This is a genomic window from Vibrio sp. 779(2023) (genome assembly GCF_033344285.1).
In the GTDB taxonomy this organism is placed as follows: domain Bacteria; phylum Pseudomonadota; class Gammaproteobacteria; order Enterobacterales; family Vibrionaceae; genus Vibrio; species Vibrio alginolyticus.
Map to the genome: position 1 here is coordinate 61,941 of NZ_JAWPOM010000021.1, position 20,386 is coordinate 82,326.

Sequence of the window (20,386 nt, forward strand, 5' to 3'; positions counted from 1 at the left end):
TTATAGACAAAATAAAGGTCTTTCATATCTGGCAAAGTAACAAGATGCTTTAACTTGCTCATTACTTTGCCAGTTTGCCTCGAGATCTTTATTAATTATTTTTGGTTCAGATTAACGACAATCTTTCCAACTGTTCTCTGATTTCGCATGTCCAAGAGTGCGTTACCTACATCCTCTAAGCTGATGATCTTCAGTTTCGGTACTTCCAATTCTCCATTTTCTAATAGCTCAGACACTTCCTTTCCGGCATTAACGATACTTGCAAACCCTCTCTCGCCAAAGACATGACCAGAGCCCAAACTTATTTGGTGGAAGCCCAAGCCTTTTAAGAAGGCATCTGGATATTGAGAAGGGTCGACAGTCTTGACGAGCTCCACCATTTCTCCCTCAAAGGTTAACACCGAGGCTGCAATTCGGTCGTTATCACCGCCTACACAATCGAGTGCAACCTCAACGCCATGATTTCCGGTAATGTCCATTACTCGCTGAACTACATCTTCATGATGATAATCAATCATATGGGTTGCTCCTAACGAGGACAAATATGCGTGATTAGCTTCTGAACTAGTAGCAATGATCTGTTCAACACCAAATGTCTTTGCTAACTGAATAGCAAAGCTTCCAACGCCACCAGCACCTCCGGCGATAAAAATGCTGCTTCGATTTGAAATATCGAGCTTGTCTACCAAAGCGCGATATGCGGTCCAGGCTGCGCAAGGTGTAGATGCTGCCACTTCAACCGAAACCTGAGGGTGCTTTATGAGCGTTCTTGAATCATGGATAGCAAATTCAGCGAATCCACCGTGATGGCGTCTCATGTTTCCGTGATACAACACTTTATCGCCAACCTTCCAATCAACGACCGCATCGCCTACAGAGACTATTTCTCCTGATACGTCTAACCCGCCAACAAAATTGTTACCCATGTTAGTGACCATGTCTGACCAATAATGAATTTTTGCATCGACAGGGTTCAAACCAACAGCGTTAACTTTAACCAATACATCAAATTGGGTTTCTAGTTTTGGTGTAGGTAATTCGGATAAAGAGAAAGTATCGTTATCTCGTTGGTAAGTTATCGCTCTCATAGGTTTTCCTTATTATTAAGAATGGTCGAAAGTCATACTAACTCAGAGGGTAGTACTGTAATAATTATGGTTTTTTCTTATTTTGATAATTTTAGGTTATGTTTGATAAAAAGGATTCGAGATGCTCTGAAATTATCATCGACAACCAGTCTGCATAGCTAATGACATGTAACTTTATGATAAGTAATGACTAGTTTTATTATTCCATTTTTATGGAAATATTTTGTTGATCTTTTGTTTTGTGATTCTATAATTCCAGAAATATCGAAATAAAGGCTTATCTATCAGGTAAGCTTGTTAGCGAAAAATGACGAGGAGAGTAAATGTGAATACAGAAATTATAACTATGGCTAAAGAAGCGCTGGATATGTTTGCGTTTCTAGCAACCGAACTTATCATCTTATTTCTGGCAATTAGCTACATTGTCGGTGTGTTGCAAGATTTTCTAACGCCAGAAAAAATTCAATCTATTCTCAGCTCGAAAAAGGGTAAAGGTTACTTCATTGCTGCGTTGCTAGGTTCGATTACGCCTTTCTGTTCGTGTTCGACCATTCCTTTCTTAAAAGGCTTGTTGCGTGCAAGAGCAGGTTTTGGACCTATGATGGTGTTCCTATTTGCAAGCCCGTTGCTTAACCCAGTGATTATTGGCTTGTTTGTGGTGACTTTTGGTTGGAAAGTTGCGGTATTTTACTTTGCTATCGCGATGTCAGTATCAGTGGTAGCAGGCTATGTACTTGAAAAACTAGGGTTTGAACGTTACGTCAAACCAGAAGCATATCAAGCGGTAGGTTCTTCTTCGTGCGGTACTTCTTGTGGCGATTCAAGCAAGAAAAAAGAAGAAGCGAGACCAGCATCAATCTGTGGTACCAGCGCCTGCAATGAACCTACGCCAGTTGCGGCGAAAACATCTTGCTGTGGTGATGCACCAAAACCTGAACCTAAAGTGGAAGTGTCTTGCTGCTCATCAGACGGTAGTGCAACAGCGACAGTCTTGGAAGAGAAAGAACCTAGCCGCTGGGCACGTATTTGGCAATCAACTTGGAAAGACTTTAAGCAAGTGTTCCCTTATCTCATGATGGGCATTGCGATTGGTTCATTTATCTATGGCTTCATCCCGACGGAGTTCATTGCGGAGTTCGCTGGTGAAGCGAAGTGGTACGCGATTCCGGTCGCAGCAATCATTGGTATTCCATTGTACATCCGTGCAGAGGCGGTCATTCCACTTAGCGCGGCACTAGTACAAAAAGGTATGGCTCTTGGATCTGTTATGGCGCTTATTATTGGTAGTGCTGGCGCAAGTCTTACAGAAGTGATTTTGTTGAAATCAATTTTTAAGAACCAAATGATCGCTGCCTTCCTAATCGTTATCTTAACGATGGCCATGGGAGCGGGTTACTTATATACGTGGGCTTTTTTATAAAAATAACCCTCGGGCGATTGCTCGAGGGCTCTGTTTTTGTCGCCATATAGGGAAAGGGAAGTTTCCTATACCGCGCAGGCTATAAAAAATAACGAGATTACTCGTAAATACTATAGGAGAAATATTTGCTGGCGATGGTTTTATGCTTACCGCTCTGGATCAATTTTCGTATTCCGCTATCGAGTAATGCTTTTAATTCTTTGTCTTGTTTTCTCACTGCTACGCCAATGCCACGGCCGAACCACTTTTCCTCTGTAAACGCTGGTCCAGTAAAGTGATAGCCTTCACCTTGTGCAGTTTCAAGAAAACCAGCACTTAAACCGATTGAGCCGCCAAATACAGCATCTAACCGTCCATTGAGTAGATCGGTAAATGCCTCATCGAACGTACCATAACGACGAATATCAATATCTGGATACAAGGCAGAAAGGTACTTATCACCAATTGTGGCTCTTTGAACTCCAATAGATAAACGATTTAGGCTGCCGTCATCCATGTTGATTTCTCTATCATTTTTCATTACAAAACGAGTCGGTACTTTTGCATAAGGGACGGTGAAATCGACTTTCTTTTCTCGTTCTTCTGTGATTGTCATTGCAGCAATAATCGCATCGTTCTTGCGACTAAGGAGAGAAGGGATGATGCCATCCCAATCCATTTTTGAGATAACGCACTTTACTTCTAACTCTTTGCATAACGCGTTAGCGAGGTCGACTTCAAACCCTTCTAGCTTTCCCTCTTTTGTCGTCCAGCTAAATGGGGGGTAAGCCCCTTCAACAGTGAAGCGAATTTGTTTCCACTCTTTCGCATGGCTGAAAACTGAAAATAAGCTAATAAACAATACGACTATCCATTTCATAAACGTTTCCTTGTAACTATTTGGAAATCAATGTTTAACACAAAGTAAGCAAATATCAATGAAAGTGCATATATGTGTGACCTTTCGCCCGCATTGTGTGAGCGAAAGGTTTTGCGTGTATTACAGCTTATCTTCAATAGTTACGAGGGGAACTCTCGTTGAGACAGCGTGAAGTGCAATGTTGTGAATCATTTCATCGACCGTGGTACAGCTATCCATTAAGATCGAAACATCATACTTGTCCGCAGATTTTGAAATAGCAGTATGTGTCACGCAGTTTTGTGTCATCATTCCGCATACAAGTAACTCCGTTACATTTTTGCTTGCCAATACTTCTTCTAAACGTGTTCCTTCAAAGCTATCTGCGAAGTGCTTTACCACGATTTCGGAATTCGGCGCTAAAGCAAGAACTTCTGGGTGAATATTGGCACCGTCGCTGCCTTCATTGAAGAATGGGGCAATGCCCATGGCAGGATCGGCAATATGCTGAATATGAATCACAGGAATGTTTTGCTCATTGGCTTTAGTTATTGCTCTCTTAACATTGTCTAAAGTTGATTCTGTATTCCATAAAGGAAACTTTCCTTCTGGGAAATAGTCGTTTTGCAAATCAATTACAAGTAGGGCTTTTTGAGTCATTTTCTTTTCCTTTTATTCAGAATCATTGCGGTACGAATAATATAAAGACTTTTAGCTACCTTCTTTAGAGTCTAAAATGACACAAAAGAGTCAAAAAGCGACACTTGAAGATAATTGAAAATGAAAATAGCACTCGTTAATTACCCAGATAGCTCGCAAGCCTCCGTATATGGTTTAAGCGAACTCTTCGAGATGGCAAACCGTGCGGCGGCTAAATTGGGCGTTGATGTGCACTTTGAAGTAGAGATATTGGATCACTGGCCAAACACGCACTTCGATGTGAAAACAGCGGTAATGATTCCGCCTAGCGGCACTGGTCAATACTACTTAGAACCAGAGCCAGAGCTACTCGACTGGTTAAATGTCCAATATAGTAAAGGTGCGATTTTAGCCTCCGCCTGCGCTGGTACTTTTATTCTTGCTCAAACCCAGTTGCTGACCAATAAGTCTTGTACAACACACTGGGGCTTGGCTCCTTCATTAGCGAGTCAGTTTCCCGATATCCACGTAAGACAAGAAGCCATCCTTATTAACGAAGGAACGATCATTACGGCTGGGGGTATGATGTCATGGGTGGATTTAGGTTTGGAGTTGGTTTCCTTATTTGCGTCACCGGCAGTAATGCGCCTGTTAGGAAAAATGTTGGTTATTGATACTGGTCCGAGAGAGCAACGCTTTTATCAACAGTTTACTCCAAACTTCCAACATGGTGATGAGGTAATTGTTCAAATACAGCACTATATAAACGATCATTATCAAGGAAAACTGAGCAATAAAGAGCTTGCAGAGTTGAGTTGTTTAACAGAAAGGACATTGCAGCGACGCTTTAAAAAGGCGACAGGTTTCAATGTTAACCAATACATACAAAGCTTAAGAGTACAAAAAGCTTGTGATTTACTTGAGTCGACAACCCTAACATTTGACGCAATATCATTTAGAGTGGGTTACCAAGATGTGAGCGCGTTCAGGAAAATATTTAATAGAATCGTAGGTTTAACACCGAAGTCGTTCAGATCTCGGTTCTGTTCATGAACGCCAGAAGTAAGATAATGTTGGTATTAAACATTTATAACTCAGAAGCAAACACCGCATATTTTTACAAGCTGGCTTAGCGTGATGAAAAGGGATAACAAGCTAAGCCAACCGTAGCGCACTCCTAATTACTGAACATTTTGTAGAATGCTTAAAGGGTTCTCAAATTACAATGACTTGTATAGGTCGTTGTTAATCACAAAAGCTATGTGATTTCCAAAACCAGTTTCCCAATATGTTGCTTGCGTGAAAATACTTCTTGCGCTTGACCTATCTGGTTCAAGGGAAATGACTCCGCGACTAAGGGACGAATTGCGTTCTGTTCGATATAGCGAACCAAGTTACCGAATACTTCTGGTGCCAAAACGGTACAACCAAATAACGCTAGGTCTTTAAGGTAAAGAGTTCTTACATCCAGCTCGACAATTGGGCCGCCTATGGCGCCGGAAACAGCGTATCTTGATCCTGGCTTTAGTACCTGAAGAAATTGTGGCCACTGCTCTCCTGCGACCAAATCAATCACTACGTCAACGCTGTTTTCTCCGAGAGTCGCTGTTAAATTTGCATCGCGAGGGATAACTTGGTTTGCTCCTAATGCCGTGATCTGTTCTTTCTTTTCTGGGCTGGCGATAGCAATGACGTATGCTCCACGCGCCTTCGCCAGTTGGATTGCGGCAGAGCCAACACCACCGGATGCCCCTGAAATCAGTACGGTATCGCTCGCTGTGACATTAGAGCGGACAAGCATGTTCTCGGCAGTTGAATAAGAACAAGGGAAGGAGGCCAAGTCGATATCCGATAAACTACTATTCACAGCATATGCATGTTTACTGTCAACAACAGTGAACTGAGCAAAGCCACCATCACATTCTGAACCGAAGTACCAAGGCGAGCTAAGTGCTTGACTGTGGAAGCGCGTAATACATGGTTCGATAAGCACACGCTGACCGATTCGTGATGGGCAGATATTCTCACCAACAGCGACGATGGTACCGCATACATCGGCACCTTGGATTCGAGGGAGAGATAGCGCGTCTCCTGACCAACTTGCATCCATGCTATTGGCGTCATTTTTAGAATACCATGCTGTTCGGGTATTGATGTCGGTGTTATTGACTCCGGCAGCGGCAACTTGGATCAATACATCATCAGGCGAGGGGACTGGCACAGGTAGATCATCGCGGTAACGAAGCATATCTGGCCCACCATGACCGATAAGTTGGACGCCTTTCATGACTTTCGGGATTGTGGTCATTGATTGTTCTCCTTCATTAGTTCTAGCAGAGTGCGTTCAGCGGATGCAAAGGCAGCGTGACCGAGAACCGGCCATGCGTTGGATAGACCTTCATGTAACAAGAAGAGTGTGGTTGCGAGGTCTTCTCGCTGACTTAGTTGGCCCATAAGCTGACGGACCGCCAATTTGTGTTGTTTTACTGCTTGATTAATTGATAGATTTTCTGGATAGGCTGCTAATGCATTGATGGACATGCAGCCATTCGGTGCAAACTCCTTCATCCAATCCTCGAGGCGAGTGAATAGGTGTAATACAGCCGGTGTTCCATTGGCAGGGGCGTCTTCGAGCAAAAAACTCAAATACCTTTGATGGCGATGCTCGAGAGCTGCAACAATCATCGCTTCCTTGGAGGGGTAGTATTTGTACAGGGTTCTCAGGCTGACTTCGCAGGCGTTTTTGAGTTGGGGTACGCTAGGCTCGGCGAAGCCATACTGACTGAATGCTTTTTCTAGGCTTGCTGCGATTTTTTCTTTCACTATTTGATACACCAGGTAGAACGTTTGTTTTACCTAAGGGTAGAATAAACTTTCTACCTCAGTCAATGGTGTATTTAAACTCTGTATTGAAAGCCCGACGTAATGCCGGGCTAATTTAAGTGATTTTTATAGATTCGGAACGTGAATCAGTGTGCCGTTGCGTGCTGCTCTCCACGCTTGTCTAGCATTCCGCTGAAACGGGTTAGTAGTAGAGCACCTAATACTACGATCGCGCCAATCCAAGGTGTGTGCATCAGCCCAGCATTGGCCACGATAAGGCCACCGCCCCAAGAACCCAGTGCAATACCTACGTTAAATGCAGCAATGTTGAGACCAGAAGCGACGTCGACTGCATCAGGTGAATATTTCTCTGCTAGTTTGACAACATAAACTTGAAGTCCTGGAACGTTACCAAAGGCAAAGGCACCCCAGACAAGAATGGTCACTACTGCAGAAATTGGATTAAATGCTGTGACACTAAACACGAGCAATACCACAATTAGGCCCGAGAAAATCGCTGTCAGAGCTTTGATTGGCCCCATAGAGTCGGCCATCTTTCCGCCCCAGATGTTGCCGAATGCGACTGATACACCATAAACCAACATAATTAGGCTGATAGCGCTAGAGCCAAACCCCGAAACTTCTTCCAAAATAGGAGCCAAGTAAGTGAAGGCTGTGAACGTACCACCGTAACCGAGCGCGGTGATTGCGTACACCAAAAGTAGACGAGGCTGAGTCAAGACTTTTACTTGCGATGACAGCTTGGTTGCTGGTGGTTGTTTCAGATTACTCGGCACTAGCAGAGCGCTTCCTATCAGTGCGATGATTCCAAGGATCGCGACGATTAGGAAGGTTGCCTGCCAACCAAATGTCTGGCCAATCCAGGTGCCAAGTGGCACGCCCGTCACTAGAGCTACGGTGAGACCGGTAAACATAATAGCAATTGCGCTAGCGGCTTTTTCTTTTGACACTAGGCCAGTGGCGATAGTCGAGCCGATCGAAAAGAACACACCGTGTGCAAGCCCGGTCAGTATCCTTGCTGTAACTAGTGTGTTGTATCCAGGTGCTTGCCAGGCTAACAGATTGCCAAGAACAAACAGTGCCATAACAGAAAGCAGAACGTACTTTCTTTTCCAGTTACCAGTCAGCGCTGTTAAAACGGGAGCACCAACCGCGACACCAAGTGCGTACAGGCTAACTAAAAGACCCGCTGAAGGTAATGATACGTTGAGGTCGGAGGCCATAGTCGGTATCAGACCGACAATTACAAACTCCGTGGTTCCAATAGCAAAGGCGCTCAGCGTCAATGCAAGTAAAGCTAAAGGCATAACAACTCTCTCTTATAATCATTGAATATGAATGGATAAACGAATAGCCCGTTTCCATGTCGTGTATTATTAAAGAGTTATTCGTTGCGAAAAATGGTGTTTATTACAAAATACTTTTGTTATAAATGATGAAAATGCGCAGTTAAGAAAGGGGATGAAATGTTAACCCGATCAGATGAATTAGAGATTCTCATGGCAGTTGTGGATAGTGGTGGATTTTCTTCCGCTGCTGATGCACTAGGTATTCAAGTCGCTAGGGTATCTCGTGCGGTTAGTAAAGTTGAATCACAGTTGGGGGTAACCTTGCTGAATCGCACGACACGCAGAGTGGAAGTTACTGAGGAAGGGCATCAGTTTGTTGAAGCGGTTCGCTTAGGTTTACTACAAATACAGCAAGCTGAAGAAGAGATCATCACACGAGGTGAATTACCCAAGGGGCGCTTAAGAGTTGATGCCGCTAGCCCATTTGTTTTACATCAACTCGTGCCGTTAATTCAGCCATTTAAAGAGGCTTATCCTGATATTCAGCTCGATCTTACCTCTAATGAGGGTTTTGTGGATCTATTGGAAAAAAGAACCGATGTGGCGATACGTATTGGACGATTATCGGATTCAACACTGCATGCTAAACCTTTAGGAACAAGCCCACTATTTATTGTTGCCACGCCTGGTTATTTATCTAAACGAGGTTTCCCTGAAGCGGTGAGCGATTTGCGCAGTCATAACTTGATCGGTTTTTCTGGCGCTAAAGTGTTAAATCAGTGGCCATTACGAGGGTTTGAGATGATAGAGCCTGATATCCTATCCAGCAGTGGTGAAACGGTTAGACAGTTAGTGCTGGCAGGGAACGGCATTGCATGTTTATCTGGCTTTATGGTGAAAGATGATCTTGATTCTGGACGGTTAGTGGCATTGTTTGAATCGGAAAAAATCACAAATACTGGACGAGAACAGGTCAATGCTGTGTTCTACAAATCTTCTTCAGTCTCTAAGCGTATTTCCGCGTTCATCGACTTTATTCAACCAAGACTTACTTTAAAATAACACTATTATTGTTGTTTTAACAAAAGAGTTTTGTCGTTATTGCAGCTTTTGTTTTTCCAACTGCCAAGCCTAGCGTGCCACCCCTTAGTAAGGTGGCACATATTTTTATTTGCTCTTAGTTAAAGCGTGGCAACACGTACTGAGCGATCTGTTCCATTGATTTATCAATTGGTTGGCTATTACGACGGAAATGCAACCCGATGTGATTGACTCCTGCTTCTTGCATTTTTTCTAGCTCATCGCTCAAGCCATTGACTCCGGCCTGGATACCAAAATGATGCCGAACGACTGGTGCATTTGGGTTATCGACTAAATCAAGATGAATAAAGCTGGCGTAGGGTTTGTTTCCCGCTACGGAGCGCCAAAGTGCAACGCGGTGTTCATGATCATCAGGTGTGCCTGGGTAGGCGAGCCAGCCGTCTAGGTTTTCTCCTATCCATTGTGGACTTTGCTGCGCTAACCCTGCGACATAGATAGGAATATCAGCAAACTCGGGTAATAACTGTAGATCGTTACCCAGCTTATCATTTTGCGTATCTTTCAAAATCTCTACACTTTCTCGAAAAGCTGAGCCACGGCTGTTAAAGTTGGCATTAAAAACGGGATATTCACTAGGGCGGTCTCCACTAGCCACACCGAGTATCAGGCGGTCACCACTTAACTCGTTGATGGTCGCAGCGGCTTTTTTCACTAGCCAAGGTTGTCTTAACGGTAATACTATCGCTGCTGTCCCTAGTAGAATGTTGTCGGTGCACGCAGAGAGATAGCCAAGATAACTGAACGGTTCATAAATTTGTGCCGCGTCTCCAAAGTTAGGGTCGTACAACGGGACATCTCTCACCCACGCTACGTTAAAGCCTAACTTATCGGCTAACATAATACGCTGTTTATGTGCACTCATGTCTGGTACGCCGAACGGTTTTCGTTGGAGCAGGCGTTTTTTCTGGCCTTCTTGGGTCCAGTCATTATCTAGGGGGAGCTCAACCCCGATGGTGAATCTGTTACTTAAATCTTTATGCATTATGAAGCCTGACTATTACTGTGAGTACTAGGAGGCAAGGTGCCTCCCTGATATTCAGGACACTATGAGATTTTTGTTGTGAGAAAAAGCGGCAAAAAGACAAAAGTGTTTTGCCACAAACAGCGGTGGTCTTTAAAGGAACTGGTGGTTCTCTACCTTGATTTCTTGCTTGATGAAGTCAATAAAAGAGCTGATCCGGCGTGAGGTACTGGCATTTTTGTAATACACCGCATGAACGGGCTGTTCGACATTATGCGTGTGTTCACTAAGCACGCCCACTAAGCGACCAGCTTGTCGGTCAGAGTAGGTCATAAAGTCAGACAGGCAAGCTATCCCCGCACCATGTAAGGCTAAACATCTTAGCGTCTCGCCATTATCAGATCTTAGGCTACTCATAATACGCAGAAGTTTGTTCTTATCATCCATGATCGGCCATTCCTTAAGATACTCCGGCTTGTTGAATCCAAGTAGCTTGTGATTGAGTAACTGATCTATTGAGGTTGGAGTACCATGTTGTCTTAAATACTCTGGACTCGCGACGATTCGAATCCGACTTTTACCAAGAAATATCGCGCGCATGGTTGAGTTTTGTAGCTCACCGATACGAAAAGCAATATCGGTTTTTGTTCCCAAAAGGCTAATATTTTCCTCATTGGAATTGAGATCGATTTCGACTTCTGGATACAAGCTCTGATATTTAGCAATGTGCGGCGTTAGTACGTGCAGTAAGAAGGGGGTAGCTGCGTTTATTCGTAGGAGGCCAGAAGGCTTATATTTCTGGCTTTTCAGTTGTGCTTCGGCATTCTCTACTGCTTCTACAATATGTCTGACTTTATCGAGGTATATCGTTCCTTCATTAGTAACATCTAACTTACGGGTTGTGCGATTTAACAAGGTCGTTTCGAGTTTGGCTTCTAGCCGAGATACCGATCGACTCACCGCAGAGACGGTCATCGATAACAGTTCAGCCGCAGAGCTGATTGAACCCGTATCGACCACGGCCATAAAGGTGCGCATTTCATCTAGAGTAGCTTTCATTGTTGAATATATTTCAAATTAGATTTGAGTATTGTTAACTTTACGGAAAGTTTCTTGCGGCGTAAAGTTTTGCTTCGAATCAACTATAAAATCGATAATTCAGGAGATTTAGATGAAAGTACCATCATTTGGCGTCGGCACGTTTCGTTTAGAGGGTGAAGTAGTTAAGGATTCAGTCCGTAATGCGTTAGAAGTGGGTTACCGCGTAATTGATACTGCACAGATTTACGGTAATGAGGCAGAAATCGGTGAAGTGTTGACACAGTCCGGTATTGCACGTGATGAGCTATTCATTACGACGAAGATCTGGGTTGATAACATGAACACGGAACAACTCATTCCAAGTCTAAAAGAGAGCTTAGAAAAGCTAAATACAGATTATGTGGATTTGACCTTGATCCACTGGCCTGGCAATAACAATAACTTGAACGAATACATGGCTTCATTACTTGAAGCTAAATCGCAAGGGTTAACCCGTAATATTGGCGTATCTAACTTTAATATTGACTTGTTGCAACAAGCGATAGAAGTGGTCGGTAAAGAGAATATTGTTACCAACCAAATCGAGCTTAGCCCTTATTTGCAAAATCGTAAGTTGGTCAGCTTCATGCAGGAAAACGATATTCAGGTAACGTCTTACATGACCTTGGCATATGGGAAAGTACTTGGGGACCCAACTATTGCTGGTATTGCTGAGGACTATCAGGCCACGCCAGCTCAAGTCGCGCTTGCTTGGGCTTTGTCAAAAGGTTACGCGGTGATCCCGTCTTCAACTAAACGAGAGAATTTAGCAAGTAACCTGAAAGCACTTGAACTTAATCTGGGTGAAGAGGCGATTGCTAAGATAGATGCGTTGGAAAGAAATGGCCGCGAAGTAAACCCTGAAGGGCTAGCGCCTGAGTGGGATGATTGAGTGAGTTTCACGGGAAATCATTGCCTAAATGACACCTCTGCAATCGCTGACTTCCTCAGCGTTTGACAGTAGTACAACACCATAGACGATAACGGCTCGCTTGTCTGACGATAGTGCGAGCTTTTATCTTTTTGGCCTATTAGTTTACTGTATTCTCCTGGCCTTCAATTTGGCCGGGAGACGTCATTTAGAGATCAGTTACCAGTCAATTGTAGAGCCATCAAATACGCGGAAGCTTCCGGATTGCTCAAGTGTTAGCTGTTCTGCGACCGAAACAATGCCTGCAACACTTTCCTCGGCAGAAAAGGTTGCGTCCTCACCGCCCATATCGGTTTTTACCCAGCCGGGATGAACTGCGACAGTTTTTACTCCTCGCGATTCGAGATTGCGTGCTGCTGATACTAGAACCTGATTAAGCGCTGCTTTAGATGCTCGATAACTGTACATGTTACCTGAACTGTTATCGCTTAAACTCGCAACTCGGGTTGAGATTCCCACGATGGTTTTGTGCTGACTTTTCGCAACGTTGTCTTGTAGGGCTTGAATTAGCAGGGCAGGTGCGACGGTATTTATGTTTAGTACTTCTAGCCATTTTTTCTGGGTCATTTCGCCAAGCTTTGCACACTCTTCGCCTAATACACCTGCATTAAGAATTAAATGATCGAGCGGACGATCCGCTAATTGAGTGGCTAACTGAACGATATCTTGTTGGTTAGTGACGTCTAGAGCCATCAGTTGAAGTTGATTAGATTGGGTTACTAGTTCATTGAGCTGCTTAGCATTTTCTGGTGAACGACAAGTTGCGATAACTTGCCAACCTTTTCCAAGGTAGTGGCGGACAAATTGCAAGCCTAAGCCACGGTTAGCGCCAGTGATTAATACAGTAGACATCGCTTCTCCTACGTTGTTGAGTTGAACAACGACCATATTAGAGGCGACGTATAAGCATGTAATCAAAACAGTACAAAAATGGCCTAAGATTCGACATTGTCAAACCTTAAAGTTTGAGAAAGATGCTGGCAAAGTGTTTTAGCCTAGTGACCGTCAGTTCGGAGGCAGCACCGCTGACACCTGCAACAGCAACGACCTTACCATCCAAATAAAGGGGGATCGCTAAGCAATTGAGGTTTGGCTCTGCCTCTTCTAAATCGAGTGCGTAACCTGATAATACAACCTGATTAAGTTCAGTTTCTAACGTGGGGGATATTTGGCTTTCAAGGCGCAATGTTCGGCGAAGCTCATCATCAAAACTAAGAAAAACCTTGCCGATCGCAGATGTTGTGAGTCCTTCTCGTTTCCCTCTCGGGCTACGGATAGTAAGAGGGTTATCCTGCTCTATAGCATCGATATACAAGTACTCTTTAGCGCCACTTTGTACAGCGAGGTAAGCAGTGTTGTTAGTCATTTGGGCCATTTTTTTCAGCAATGGAACAAAATGTTGTCGGATAGCTTCGTTTTTTTGTTCAATCGGCTTAGACAGTTCATAGCATCTAAACCCTAGGCTGTAGCTATGGTTGTGTTTGGATACATATCCAAGAGAGTGTAGAGTCGCAAGTAACCCGTGAACAGTCGTCTTATTTAACTGGATCGCATTACTGATCGTCTGTAATGATAGGGGAGACTCACTCATCGAGAGCAACTCGAGGATTAGAAAACCTCGCTCTAGAGACTGAATGTTTTTTCTTGCCTTGGGCACAAAGACTCCTTGATGATGGTGTTGCATCTGAATGGCTTACTGATGCTTCCACCTATAACAAACCACTACGCTGGTGGTTTGGCTTTATTAGAGAATATACTCAGCACTTAAACTGATCGGCTCGTTGTATGCGTCCACAAGGGAGTTTTTTCCTTGCTTCTTAGCATTGTATAACGCTTGGTCTAATCTCGAATAGAGCTCATCAAAGTTGGTGAGTGGCATTGAGGTTGATAGATAGGCCAGACTCGCAGATATATTCAATTGATGGTTATTAAGCGAATGTACGCTCTTTTCTGAAATTGTTTTATGCAGACTTTGTATTCTAAAGGGAACGTCAATCTCATCGACGTTTTTCAATAGCAAGATAAACTCTTCTCCACCTAAACGACCCAAGTACTCTCCCTTATTAAGTTTAGCTTTAAGCGCTTTGCACACCTGTTGTAGTACTAAGTCGCCAGTTGGATGACCATACTGATCATTAATCGCCTTAAAGTCATCTAGATCGATTAATGCTAGAACGTAGCGGAAGTCTCCTTCCGCTTTGGAGGTTTGGCTTTTAATCGTCTCTATAATTGCCGCTCTGTTTAATGCACACGTTAAGCTGTCTATTTTGGCTTTTAAGCGTGTTTGTCGCTGAATCATCAATGCCAGAGCGAGGAGAAGCAATAAACAGAAAACAACAAAATTATAAGTGCGTTGTTGGTCTGTGAGTTTTTCAAACTGATACTGACTTAGAAGAGTTTCGTTGTTCAACTGCGCGACTTGTAGATCATATTCATACTCTTTTTTAGTGAGATCTAGTGCCTCTAACGCCTTGATATTACTCGCGTCTCGGTTCGTTAGTTCAATCGTCGAGTAGGCCTTGTGATGCTCCAGCGCCTTTTTGTAATCATTTTGAGCTTGGTATGCTTTTGAGAGGAGTAATTGGGCTTGCGCTTGCAATAAGGGCCTAGCGTTTTTTACCGCTAATCTTAACGCAATTGTACCGTGTTCAATCGATTTTTCGGGTGTATGGTTCTTTAAATATGCCAATCCAGCAGCCAAATGACCCTCTGTTTCAAGGTGCGTATTCTCATAAGTTTGGGCAATGTTTAATGCTCTTCCAATGTAATCTACCGCGGTATCCAATTGCCCAGAATCGGCCAAAGCAGCAGATAACCCTAAATAGGTCAACCCTTGCCCGTATGGATAATGAAGTTGTTCGAGAATCGTTAATGCATTTTTGTAGTGGCTGATGGACTTATCGAGTTCTTTGGATTTTCTGTACATCGCTCCTAGACTATGTTCGACTTGCGCAACTTCAAGAGGTGTCCCTTCATCTTGGCGAACCAGTAAGGCTTGAATGAGATATTGCTCTGATTGTTCAAATTGCCCCAGCTCTGCAAGTAAATTGCCGACGTCATTGTAAATCCCTGAAGGATCGCTTTGCGTCGACATGTTGGCCATCAACTGTCGATACAAACTTAAGGCTTTTTCATAGTCACCGCGGTAATTGTAGTTATTTGCTATTACGCGCAAAGCAAGATCAACAGGGAAGTTTTCTTGATGCTTATGATTTAAGTGGCTCTCTAAGGATGAGCAATAAAAGTTTGCTTTGTGATAACGACCTTGTTGATTCAGCGTATAACAAAGTTGATAGTTCATCAGAGCCTTGCCTTCGGAATCGGATATTTTCTTCATTGTCTGTCGCAAAGAAGAAAAGCTATCTACTGAGGCCTCGTAACTACCATGCTTACGTTCATTTAACGCAAGAATATATTCTGATTCTAATTGAGAAAAAGGGTTGTCTAAGACTTGACTGCTGCCATAGTAAGGCTGATTTATGTTTGACATATATTCATAAATCAATCCACTTACGTAGAGCTTTTCGCTGTCCGATTTCGCTGTATGGTAGCGATCTTGAAGCATGCTCAATGCCGACTCAGGGTTGCTTCGTAGTGTGGCTTGGTAGACAGAGTGCCACTGTGTGATATTTTGGTTTGGTTCAATATCTTGAGTGTCGCTTGCATATAATGGAGTGAGCAAAAGTGACGCAAGCAAGGGATAGAGCACGCGCATGTTTAAACGAGCCTTTAATTTAAGGTGCCTTTAAAGTTGAGTTATCATAGCGCTTTTAACGCATCAGCGTTGTGATTAAGTTGGGTGTACTAAGAAAAAGAGTAGTAAAACTATGCACTTGGTCGAGATATTGAAAGAAGAGGCATAAAAAAGAAAGACCTCAACATAAAGTTAAGGTCAGAAATCTTTAATCAATGTAAAGCTTTGCTAGATCTTGAGGCTCCATTTCTTTGCCTTCTAACTGATCGTTCCAGTTAGTTCCAACAAGAACACCATCTTCAGCAAGAGTCAAAAGCCAATCTTCAACAAAGATATCTAATGGGATTTCTAGTACAGTAAAATCTGCCCATTCTTCAACATTATGTGCTTCTGCATCTTCTTTAGAAGACCAGAAAGGCATGACTTCGCTGTTTTCGAATTCAGTTGAATCGCAAGATAGCCAACCTTCTTCATTGCGTAAACCCCAAACCAATTGGTTTTCTTTCGTTTCTGCAACAAAAAGGTCAAGGTTCGCTTGGATATCTGATGTAAGTTTGCTCATTTCAAAACTCTCGTTGTTATGACGTGGCTAGAGTAACACTAAAGTGCCGATTCCTAAAGCATAATACGGTTGTCGAAATGAGTAAAAATAAAGGAGCCGAAGCTCCTTTTCTGAGGTTAAGTATTCACTCGTTTTTGTTTGCTTTGTGCTTGCAGAGCAAACAAAAACAGGTACTTTACCTTTCTGGAAGAGTTGTGAATATTGTCCACTCTCTTTTTATCTCGCCTTTGTAACCAACGACTGATGCGGTTACTCGACGATTTAAAGCATGGCTGACTTCATCGGTCCCTTGCTGTGCTAAGTGAGTGTCACCAAAACCAACAATGCGGACTCTACTCGGTTCGATGTCGTAGCTTAGTAGGGCTTCACGGACATTGCGTGCTCGTCTTTCAGAAAGATCTTGGTTATGCTTTGAACCACCAACTTTACTAGCATAGCCGTGCAGCTCTATCGAAGTAGTAGGGTACTCTTTTAAAAAGTCGGAAAGCTCTCGGACTTGTCTTCTGAAGACTGGATTGATCTCATCAGAGTCGTTAGCAAAAAGTATCCGCACTTGCATGTTATCTGATGCTTTAATGTATTCTCCACAACCGTCGTTGTCGACCTCTGAGCCTTCAGGTGTACCTGGGCACATATCTCGAGCATTGATGACACCATCGTTATCGTCATCTTGCAAATCTGCTATTTGTTCTGCATTTGGTACAGGACGATACTCATATTCGTCTTCAGCAACAACGTGTTGAGTGATGGCGAGCATACCCAATGCAAATAGAATCTTCACTGGTTTCATGATCAGTACTCCACCTTTTCATTCCATTCTGTAGGTACATCGACACGCAAGGCATTTAACAATTGGCCAGTCGCGTTCATAACGCGGTACTTGGCGTACTGCTCTGAGTATCGAGCATCCAAGTAGTTCTTTCTCGCTTCGAAAAGTTCGTTTTCAGTATTTAACAAGTCCAGCAGAGTGCGTTTTCCAATGCGATACTGCTTTTCGTAGGCGATGACAGTTTCAGAGGCCGAATCTACGTGATCCGCTAGGAACTCTTTTTGTTGAAGTGTTAAATCTAACGCACTCCAAGATAGACGAAGACCTTCTTCGACTTGGCGGTATGCACGTTCTCTTAAGTCTTTTGCTTTATTTAGTTGGTAGGCAAAACTTTCAGCGTTGGCTACGTCACTACCACCGTTAAAGAGGTTGTAACGCATGCGCAACATCGCTGTTGTCTCTTCGCTGCTTCCTTCAATACCGCTTGCATCATCACGCCATGTTTGAGCCGCTTCTACCGATATCGTTGGGTAGTAAGCTCCCTTAGATTGCTTGTATTGGAACTTTGCAGAGTCCACATCAGCTACCGAGATTTTGATTACTGGGTGTGACTCGAATGCCAAGTCAATCGCTTCATCGATGGTGTAGGGAATAAAGTTTTGGTCCGCTCTTGGGAAAATCAATCCTTGTGGTGACTGTCCGACAAGGCGTGTAAAGGTGGTGTGGCTGTCATATAAGTTGTTCTGAGCTGCCACCAAGTTACCGTGAGCCTTTGCTAAACGAGCCTCTACCTGGGTTAGGTCTGCTGTAGAACCGATACCTGAGTTAACTCGCTTTTTAATGTCTTCATAGATCTTCTTATGCACTTTCAAGTTATTCTCGGAAAGTGTAAGAATTTCATAAGCTTTTACTGAGTCTAAATAAACTTTCGCGACCTCTAGAGCGGTGTCTTGGGCATCAGCTAGAAGTTGATAACGGACCGATTCAGCATCAGCTGCTGTTCGATCCATATCATTAAGTGTCGCTGAGCCATCCCATATTAGCTGGGTTAGTGTCACGGTGGCTTCTTTTCTTGTCAGGTCGGTTGAATCTCGCCCTGACTCTGCGGGTTTGATTCCTTCGTAACCGATACCGGCATCTAAGTCTACGGATGGGAGGTAAGCACCACCAGATGCTTCATTCACATACTGCTTGCTAACGAATTCATTGAACGCACTTTTGATGTCAGGATTGGTTTTTAATGTGTTTTCAACCGCTTGCTCTAGCGTTTGCCCAAACGCATGACTAGCGGTGAACATACCAATACAAAAGGCGTTGGCACGAGTCCACTTCACTGTGATTCTCCTAGATAATGGTAAAAATTCTCGAGGTGATAGGGCTTATAAGTGGAATACTTATAAGGGCGTCAATAATTTAGCGCACAATAACATTAATATGCGATGAAGTAACCTGTTGATTCGCTGTTCATTTGTTTCAATTTTGATAAATCAACCTACTAAATCTGCCTAAAACTTGAATTAAGATCTCAAATTAAAGATGGAGGTAATGGCTAGAAACGAGTGTCCAGATTTTAATAAAATAAAACACTTATGCATCTGGATTCTTATTGATGTATGACACATAATTACTTTATTGAGCATCAAATTGCTGTTATTGCACTATATATTCGGGCAATATATAGCAAATTAGTATTGTTAGTCAAAAACTTGACAGTTATTTAGGGTTAAGGTTTATATGGATCGTACAGCATTAGTGCCACTCGGTAATCAAGTCGTCGTAATAGGTTTGGATGGGCAGCTGAGAGTCCTTGCAGAAGGACAGCAGCCTCTACCAGGTGAAGTGATAGTGGCAATGACAGATGCTGCGCCTCAAGACCTGAAAATTCAGCTTGCTCAAGAGCAAGGTTTAAAAGATATTTCAGACGATGTAGCACAGATTATTAGTGCTATTGAGCAAGGTCAAGACCCTTCTGCTATTGATGAAGAACTCGCACCTGCAGCGGGTGAAAATAGTGGCTCCAGTTTGCAAAATAGTGCCACGATTGTACGAGATGGTAATGAAGTGCTAGCCTCAACAAACTTTGAAACTATTGGCTTAGAATCCCTCGGCTTATCTGAAACTCAAGCGTTGACCTTAAATGACTTCTTCACAACAGGTATCGAGACAAGTGGGGATGGCTCAAGTAAGCCACTTACTAATTCTCCAGTGACATTAAGCGCTGTTGAGGAAGATAGCGATCCAATCACGATAACTACTGAAGAATTACTATCTAATGTCAATATTGATGATGCCGATACTCTTGTCATTACAAACGTCACTATTGAGAGTGGGAATGGCACCTTAATTGATAACAGCGATGGATCTTGGACTTACATTCCAGAGGCTGATGATGACACTGAAGTGTCATTCTCCTATGACATTATTGATAACGATGGCGGTGGCGGTGTTATTAATGGCTCTGCTAACTTAGATATTACGCCTGTTAATGACGCGCCAATAGCAACTAATGATGCGATTCAAACTGACGAGGATTCCCAGGTTGTAATTGATGTGCTCGCTAACGACAGTGATATTGAAGGTGATGATTTAATCATTACCTCTGCTTCTGTACCAGAAGAGCAAGGTATCGTTGAGATTATCGATGGTAAGCTTGTTTTCACTCCGGCTGAAAATTTCAACGGTAATGCAACGATTAGCTACACCATCTCAGATGGTGAGTTAGAGGATGAAGCCCAAGTTTCGGTAACAGTAAACTCAGTTAACGATGCGCCTATTGCCTCTAATGATACAACAATTACAGAGGAAGATAGCTCAGTAACGATTGATGTCCTGCCAAACGATACCGACATCGATGGCGATACGCTGTCTATCCAATCGGCGTCCGTACCTGAAACACAAGGTACAGTCGAAATTATTGATGGAAAACTGGTGTTCACACCGGCTGAGAACTTCCATGGCGATGCTGAAATCACTTACACCATCACCGATGGTTCGCTGACCGACCAAGCGACGGTCAACGTCACGGTGAATGCGGTGAACGACACACCTGTGGTTGAAAGCAACCTCGCAGACCAAACCTTGGCGGAAGATTTCACGCCATACAGCATCGATCTGAATACCGCTTTCAGCGATGTGGATAACGTGGATAGTGAGTTAACGTTTAGCGTTTC

19 protein-coding genes are annotated in these 20,386 nt (G+C 43.3%); 5 read left to right on the top strand and 14 right to left on the bottom strand.

Going from position 1 to position 20,386, the window contains the following annotated elements; all coding sequences use genetic code 11:
- Positions 1–95: 95 nt before the first annotated feature.
- Positions 96–1,088: a zinc-binding dehydrogenase gene (locus tag R8O70_RS20480; protein ID WP_258624449.1), complete on the bottom strand. Its 993-nt coding sequence runs from the start codon at positions 1,086–1,088 to the stop codon at positions 96–98.
- 346 nt (positions 1,089–1,434) lie between these two features.
- Between R8O70_RS20480 and R8O70_RS20485 the strand changes: the two genes are divergently transcribed.
- A complete protein-coding gene (locus R8O70_RS20485; protein WP_250155405.1) occupies positions 1,435–2,508 on the top strand; it encodes a permease in 1,074 nt (357 codons plus the stop codon).
- Between the two features lie 97 nt (positions 2,509–2,605).
- On the opposite strand, the gene R8O70_RS20490 is transcribed toward R8O70_RS20485, so the two are convergent.
- Both R8O70_RS20490 and R8O70_RS20495 read right to left on the bottom strand, forming a co-directional pair.
- Complete coding sequence (locus R8O70_RS20490; RefSeq protein WP_258624446.1) at positions 2,606–3,367, bottom strand: transporter substrate-binding domain-containing protein; 762 nt, start codon at positions 3,365–3,367, stop codon at positions 2,606–2,608.
- Positions 3,368–3,487: 120 nt separating this feature from the next.
- Positions 3,488–4,006, bottom strand: coding sequence for a cysteine hydrolase family protein (locus R8O70_RS20495; RefSeq protein WP_005377333.1), 519 nt, complete (start codon positions 4,004–4,006; stop codon positions 3,488–3,490).
- 120 nt (positions 4,007–4,126) lie between these two features.
- On the opposite strand from R8O70_RS20495, the gene R8O70_RS20500 reads away from it, so the two are divergent.
- The gene (locus R8O70_RS20500; protein ID WP_213891899.1) at positions 4,127–5,038 is read left to right on the top strand and encodes a GlxA family transcriptional regulator; all 912 of its coding nucleotides are present in this window, start codon (positions 4,127–4,129) and stop codon (positions 5,036–5,038) included.
- 205 nt (positions 5,039–5,243) lie between these two features.
- Here R8O70_RS20500 and R8O70_RS20505 read toward each other — a convergent pair whose 3' ends face one another.
- The 3 genes from R8O70_RS20505 to R8O70_RS20515 all read right to left on the bottom strand — a co-directional run bounded on the left by R8O70_RS20505 (position 5,244) and on the right by R8O70_RS20515 (position 8,136).
- Complete coding sequence (locus R8O70_RS20505; RefSeq protein WP_017635961.1) at positions 5,244–6,293, bottom strand: alcohol dehydrogenase family protein; 1,050 nt, start codon at positions 6,291–6,293, stop codon at positions 5,244–5,246.
- Positions 6,290–6,811: a TetR/AcrR family transcriptional regulator gene (locus R8O70_RS20510; protein WP_053307056.1), complete on the bottom strand. Its 522-nt coding sequence runs from the start codon at positions 6,809–6,811 to the stop codon at positions 6,290–6,292. Before R8O70_RS20510 ends, R8O70_RS20505 begins: the two co-directional genes overlap by 4 nt.
- A gap of 143 nt (positions 6,812–6,954) precedes the next feature.
- Complete coding sequence (locus R8O70_RS20515) at positions 6,955–8,136, bottom strand: MFS transporter (RefSeq protein WP_017635963.1); 1,182 nt, start codon at positions 8,134–8,136, stop codon at positions 6,955–6,957.
- Positions 8,137–8,295: 159 nt separating this feature from the next.
- Here R8O70_RS20515 and R8O70_RS20520 point away from each other — a divergent pair, with 159 nt between their 5' ends.
- Complete coding sequence (locus R8O70_RS20520) at positions 8,296–9,180, top strand: LysR family transcriptional regulator (RefSeq protein WP_005377338.1); 885 nt, start codon at positions 8,296–8,298, stop codon at positions 9,178–9,180.
- Positions 9,181–9,295: 115 nt separating this feature from the next.
- Here R8O70_RS20520 and R8O70_RS20525 read toward each other — a convergent pair whose 3' ends face one another.
- Together R8O70_RS20525 and R8O70_RS20530 are read right to left on the bottom strand one after the other, a co-directional pair.
- Positions 9,296–10,201 (bottom strand): TIGR03571 family LLM class oxidoreductase, encoded by a 906-nt coding sequence (locus tag R8O70_RS20525; RefSeq protein ID WP_053304417.1) that lies wholly within the window; start codon positions 10,199–10,201, stop codon positions 9,296–9,298.
- 132 nt (positions 10,202–10,333) lie between these two features.
- Entirely contained in the window at positions 10,334–11,239 is a 906-nt protein-coding gene (locus tag R8O70_RS20530) for a LysR family transcriptional regulator (protein ID WP_005377343.1), read from the bottom strand.
- Between the two features lie 112 nt (positions 11,240–11,351).
- Here R8O70_RS20530 and dkgB point away from each other — a divergent pair, with 112 nt between their 5' ends.
- A complete protein-coding gene (dkgB, locus tag R8O70_RS20535) occupies positions 11,352–12,152 on the top strand; it encodes a 2,5-didehydrogluconate reductase DkgB (RefSeq protein ID WP_025768152.1) in 801 nt (266 codons plus the stop codon).
- A 198-nt stretch (positions 12,153–12,350) separates the two neighbouring features.
- Here the strand turns inward: dkgB and R8O70_RS20540 are convergent, their stop codons facing one another.
- The 6 genes from R8O70_RS20540 to R8O70_RS20565 form a co-directional block, all read right to left on the bottom strand.
- On the bottom strand, positions 12,351–13,043 hold the full coding sequence (locus R8O70_RS20540; RefSeq protein ID WP_258624438.1) for an SDR family oxidoreductase: 693 nt from the start codon (positions 13,041–13,043) through the stop codon (positions 12,351–12,353).
- Between the two features lie 106 nt (positions 13,044–13,149).
- Positions 13,150–13,848 (bottom strand): IclR family transcriptional regulator, encoded by a 699-nt coding sequence (locus tag R8O70_RS20545; RefSeq protein WP_017635969.1) that lies wholly within the window; start codon positions 13,846–13,848, stop codon positions 13,150–13,152.
- 87 nt (positions 13,849–13,935) lie between these two features.
- Positions 13,936–15,906 (bottom strand): tetratricopeptide repeat-containing diguanylate cyclase, encoded by a 1,971-nt coding sequence (locus R8O70_RS20550; protein WP_318184334.1) that lies wholly within the window; start codon positions 15,904–15,906, stop codon positions 13,936–13,938.
- A 187-nt stretch (positions 15,907–16,093) separates the two neighbouring features.
- Complete coding sequence (locus R8O70_RS20555; protein WP_005377352.1) at positions 16,094–16,447, bottom strand: DUF2750 domain-containing protein; 354 nt, start codon at positions 16,445–16,447, stop codon at positions 16,094–16,096.
- Between the two features lie 175 nt (positions 16,448–16,622).
- Positions 16,623–17,237, bottom strand: a complete 615-nt coding sequence (locus R8O70_RS20560) for an OmpA family protein (protein WP_005377354.1) — start codon at positions 17,235–17,237, stop codon at positions 16,623–16,625.
- Between the two features lie 2 nt (positions 17,238–17,239).
- On the bottom strand, positions 17,240–18,550 hold the full coding sequence (locus tag R8O70_RS20565) for a TolC family outer membrane protein (RefSeq protein WP_017821962.1): 1,311 nt from the start codon (positions 18,548–18,550) through the stop codon (positions 17,240–17,242).
- A 400-nt stretch (positions 18,551–18,950) separates the two neighbouring features.
- Here R8O70_RS20565 and R8O70_RS20570 point away from each other — a divergent pair.
- On the top strand, positions 18,951–20,386 hold a 1,436-nt coding region (locus tag R8O70_RS20570), incomplete at its 3' end, for a cadherin-like domain-containing protein (protein WP_318184335.1).

Bases quoted from the DNA above. Each gene is read 5' to 3' on its own strand.
- R8O70_RS20480 (WP_258624449.1), bottom strand. From the start codon at position 1,088: ATGAGAGCGATAACTTACCAACGAGATAACGATACTTTCTCTTTATCC.
- R8O70_RS20485 (WP_250155405.1), top strand. From the start codon at position 1,435: ATGGCTAAAGAAGCGCTGGATATGTTTGCGTTTCTAGCAACCGAACTT.
- R8O70_RS20490 (WP_258624446.1), bottom strand. From the start codon at position 3,367: ATGAAATGGATAGTCGTATTGTTTATTAGCTTATTTTCAGTTTTCAGC.
- R8O70_RS20495 (WP_005377333.1), bottom strand. From the start codon at position 4,006: ATGACTCAAAAAGCCCTACTTGTAATTGATTTGCAAAACGACTATTTC.
- R8O70_RS20500 (WP_213891899.1), top strand. From the start codon at position 4,127: ATGAAAATAGCACTCGTTAATTACCCAGATAGCTCGCAAGCCTCCGTA.
- R8O70_RS20505 (WP_017635961.1), bottom strand. From the start codon at position 6,293: ATGACCACAATCCCGAAAGTCATGAAAGGCGTCCAACTTATCGGTCAT.
- R8O70_RS20515 (WP_017635963.1), bottom strand. From the start codon at position 8,136: ATGCCTTTAGCTTTACTTGCATTGACGCTGAGCGCCTTTGCTATTGGA.
- R8O70_RS20520 (WP_005377338.1), top strand. From the start codon at position 8,296: ATGTTAACCCGATCAGATGAATTAGAGATTCTCATGGCAGTTGTGGAT.
- R8O70_RS20525 (WP_053304417.1), bottom strand. From the start codon at position 10,201: ATGCATAAAGATTTAAGTAACAGATTCACCATCGGGGTTGAGCTCCCC.
- R8O70_RS20530 (WP_005377343.1), bottom strand. From the start codon at position 11,239: ATGAAAGCTACTCTAGATGAAATGCGCACCTTTATGGCCGTGGTCGAT.
- dkgB (WP_025768152.1), top strand. From the start codon at position 11,352: ATGAAAGTACCATCATTTGGCGTCGGCACGTTTCGTTTAGAGGGTGAA.
- R8O70_RS20540 (WP_258624438.1), bottom strand. From the start codon at position 13,043: ATGTCTACTGTATTAATCACTGGCGCTAACCGTGGCTTAGGCTTGCAA.
- R8O70_RS20550 (WP_318184334.1), bottom strand. From the start codon at position 15,906: ATGCGCGTGCTCTATCCCTTGCTTGCGTCACTTTTGCTCACTCCATTA.
- R8O70_RS20555 (WP_005377352.1), bottom strand. From the start codon at position 16,447: ATGAGCAAACTTACATCAGATATCCAAGCGAACCTTGACCTTTTTGTT.
- R8O70_RS20560 (WP_005377354.1), bottom strand. From the start codon at position 17,237: ATGAAACCAGTGAAGATTCTATTTGCATTGGGTATGCTCGCCATCACT.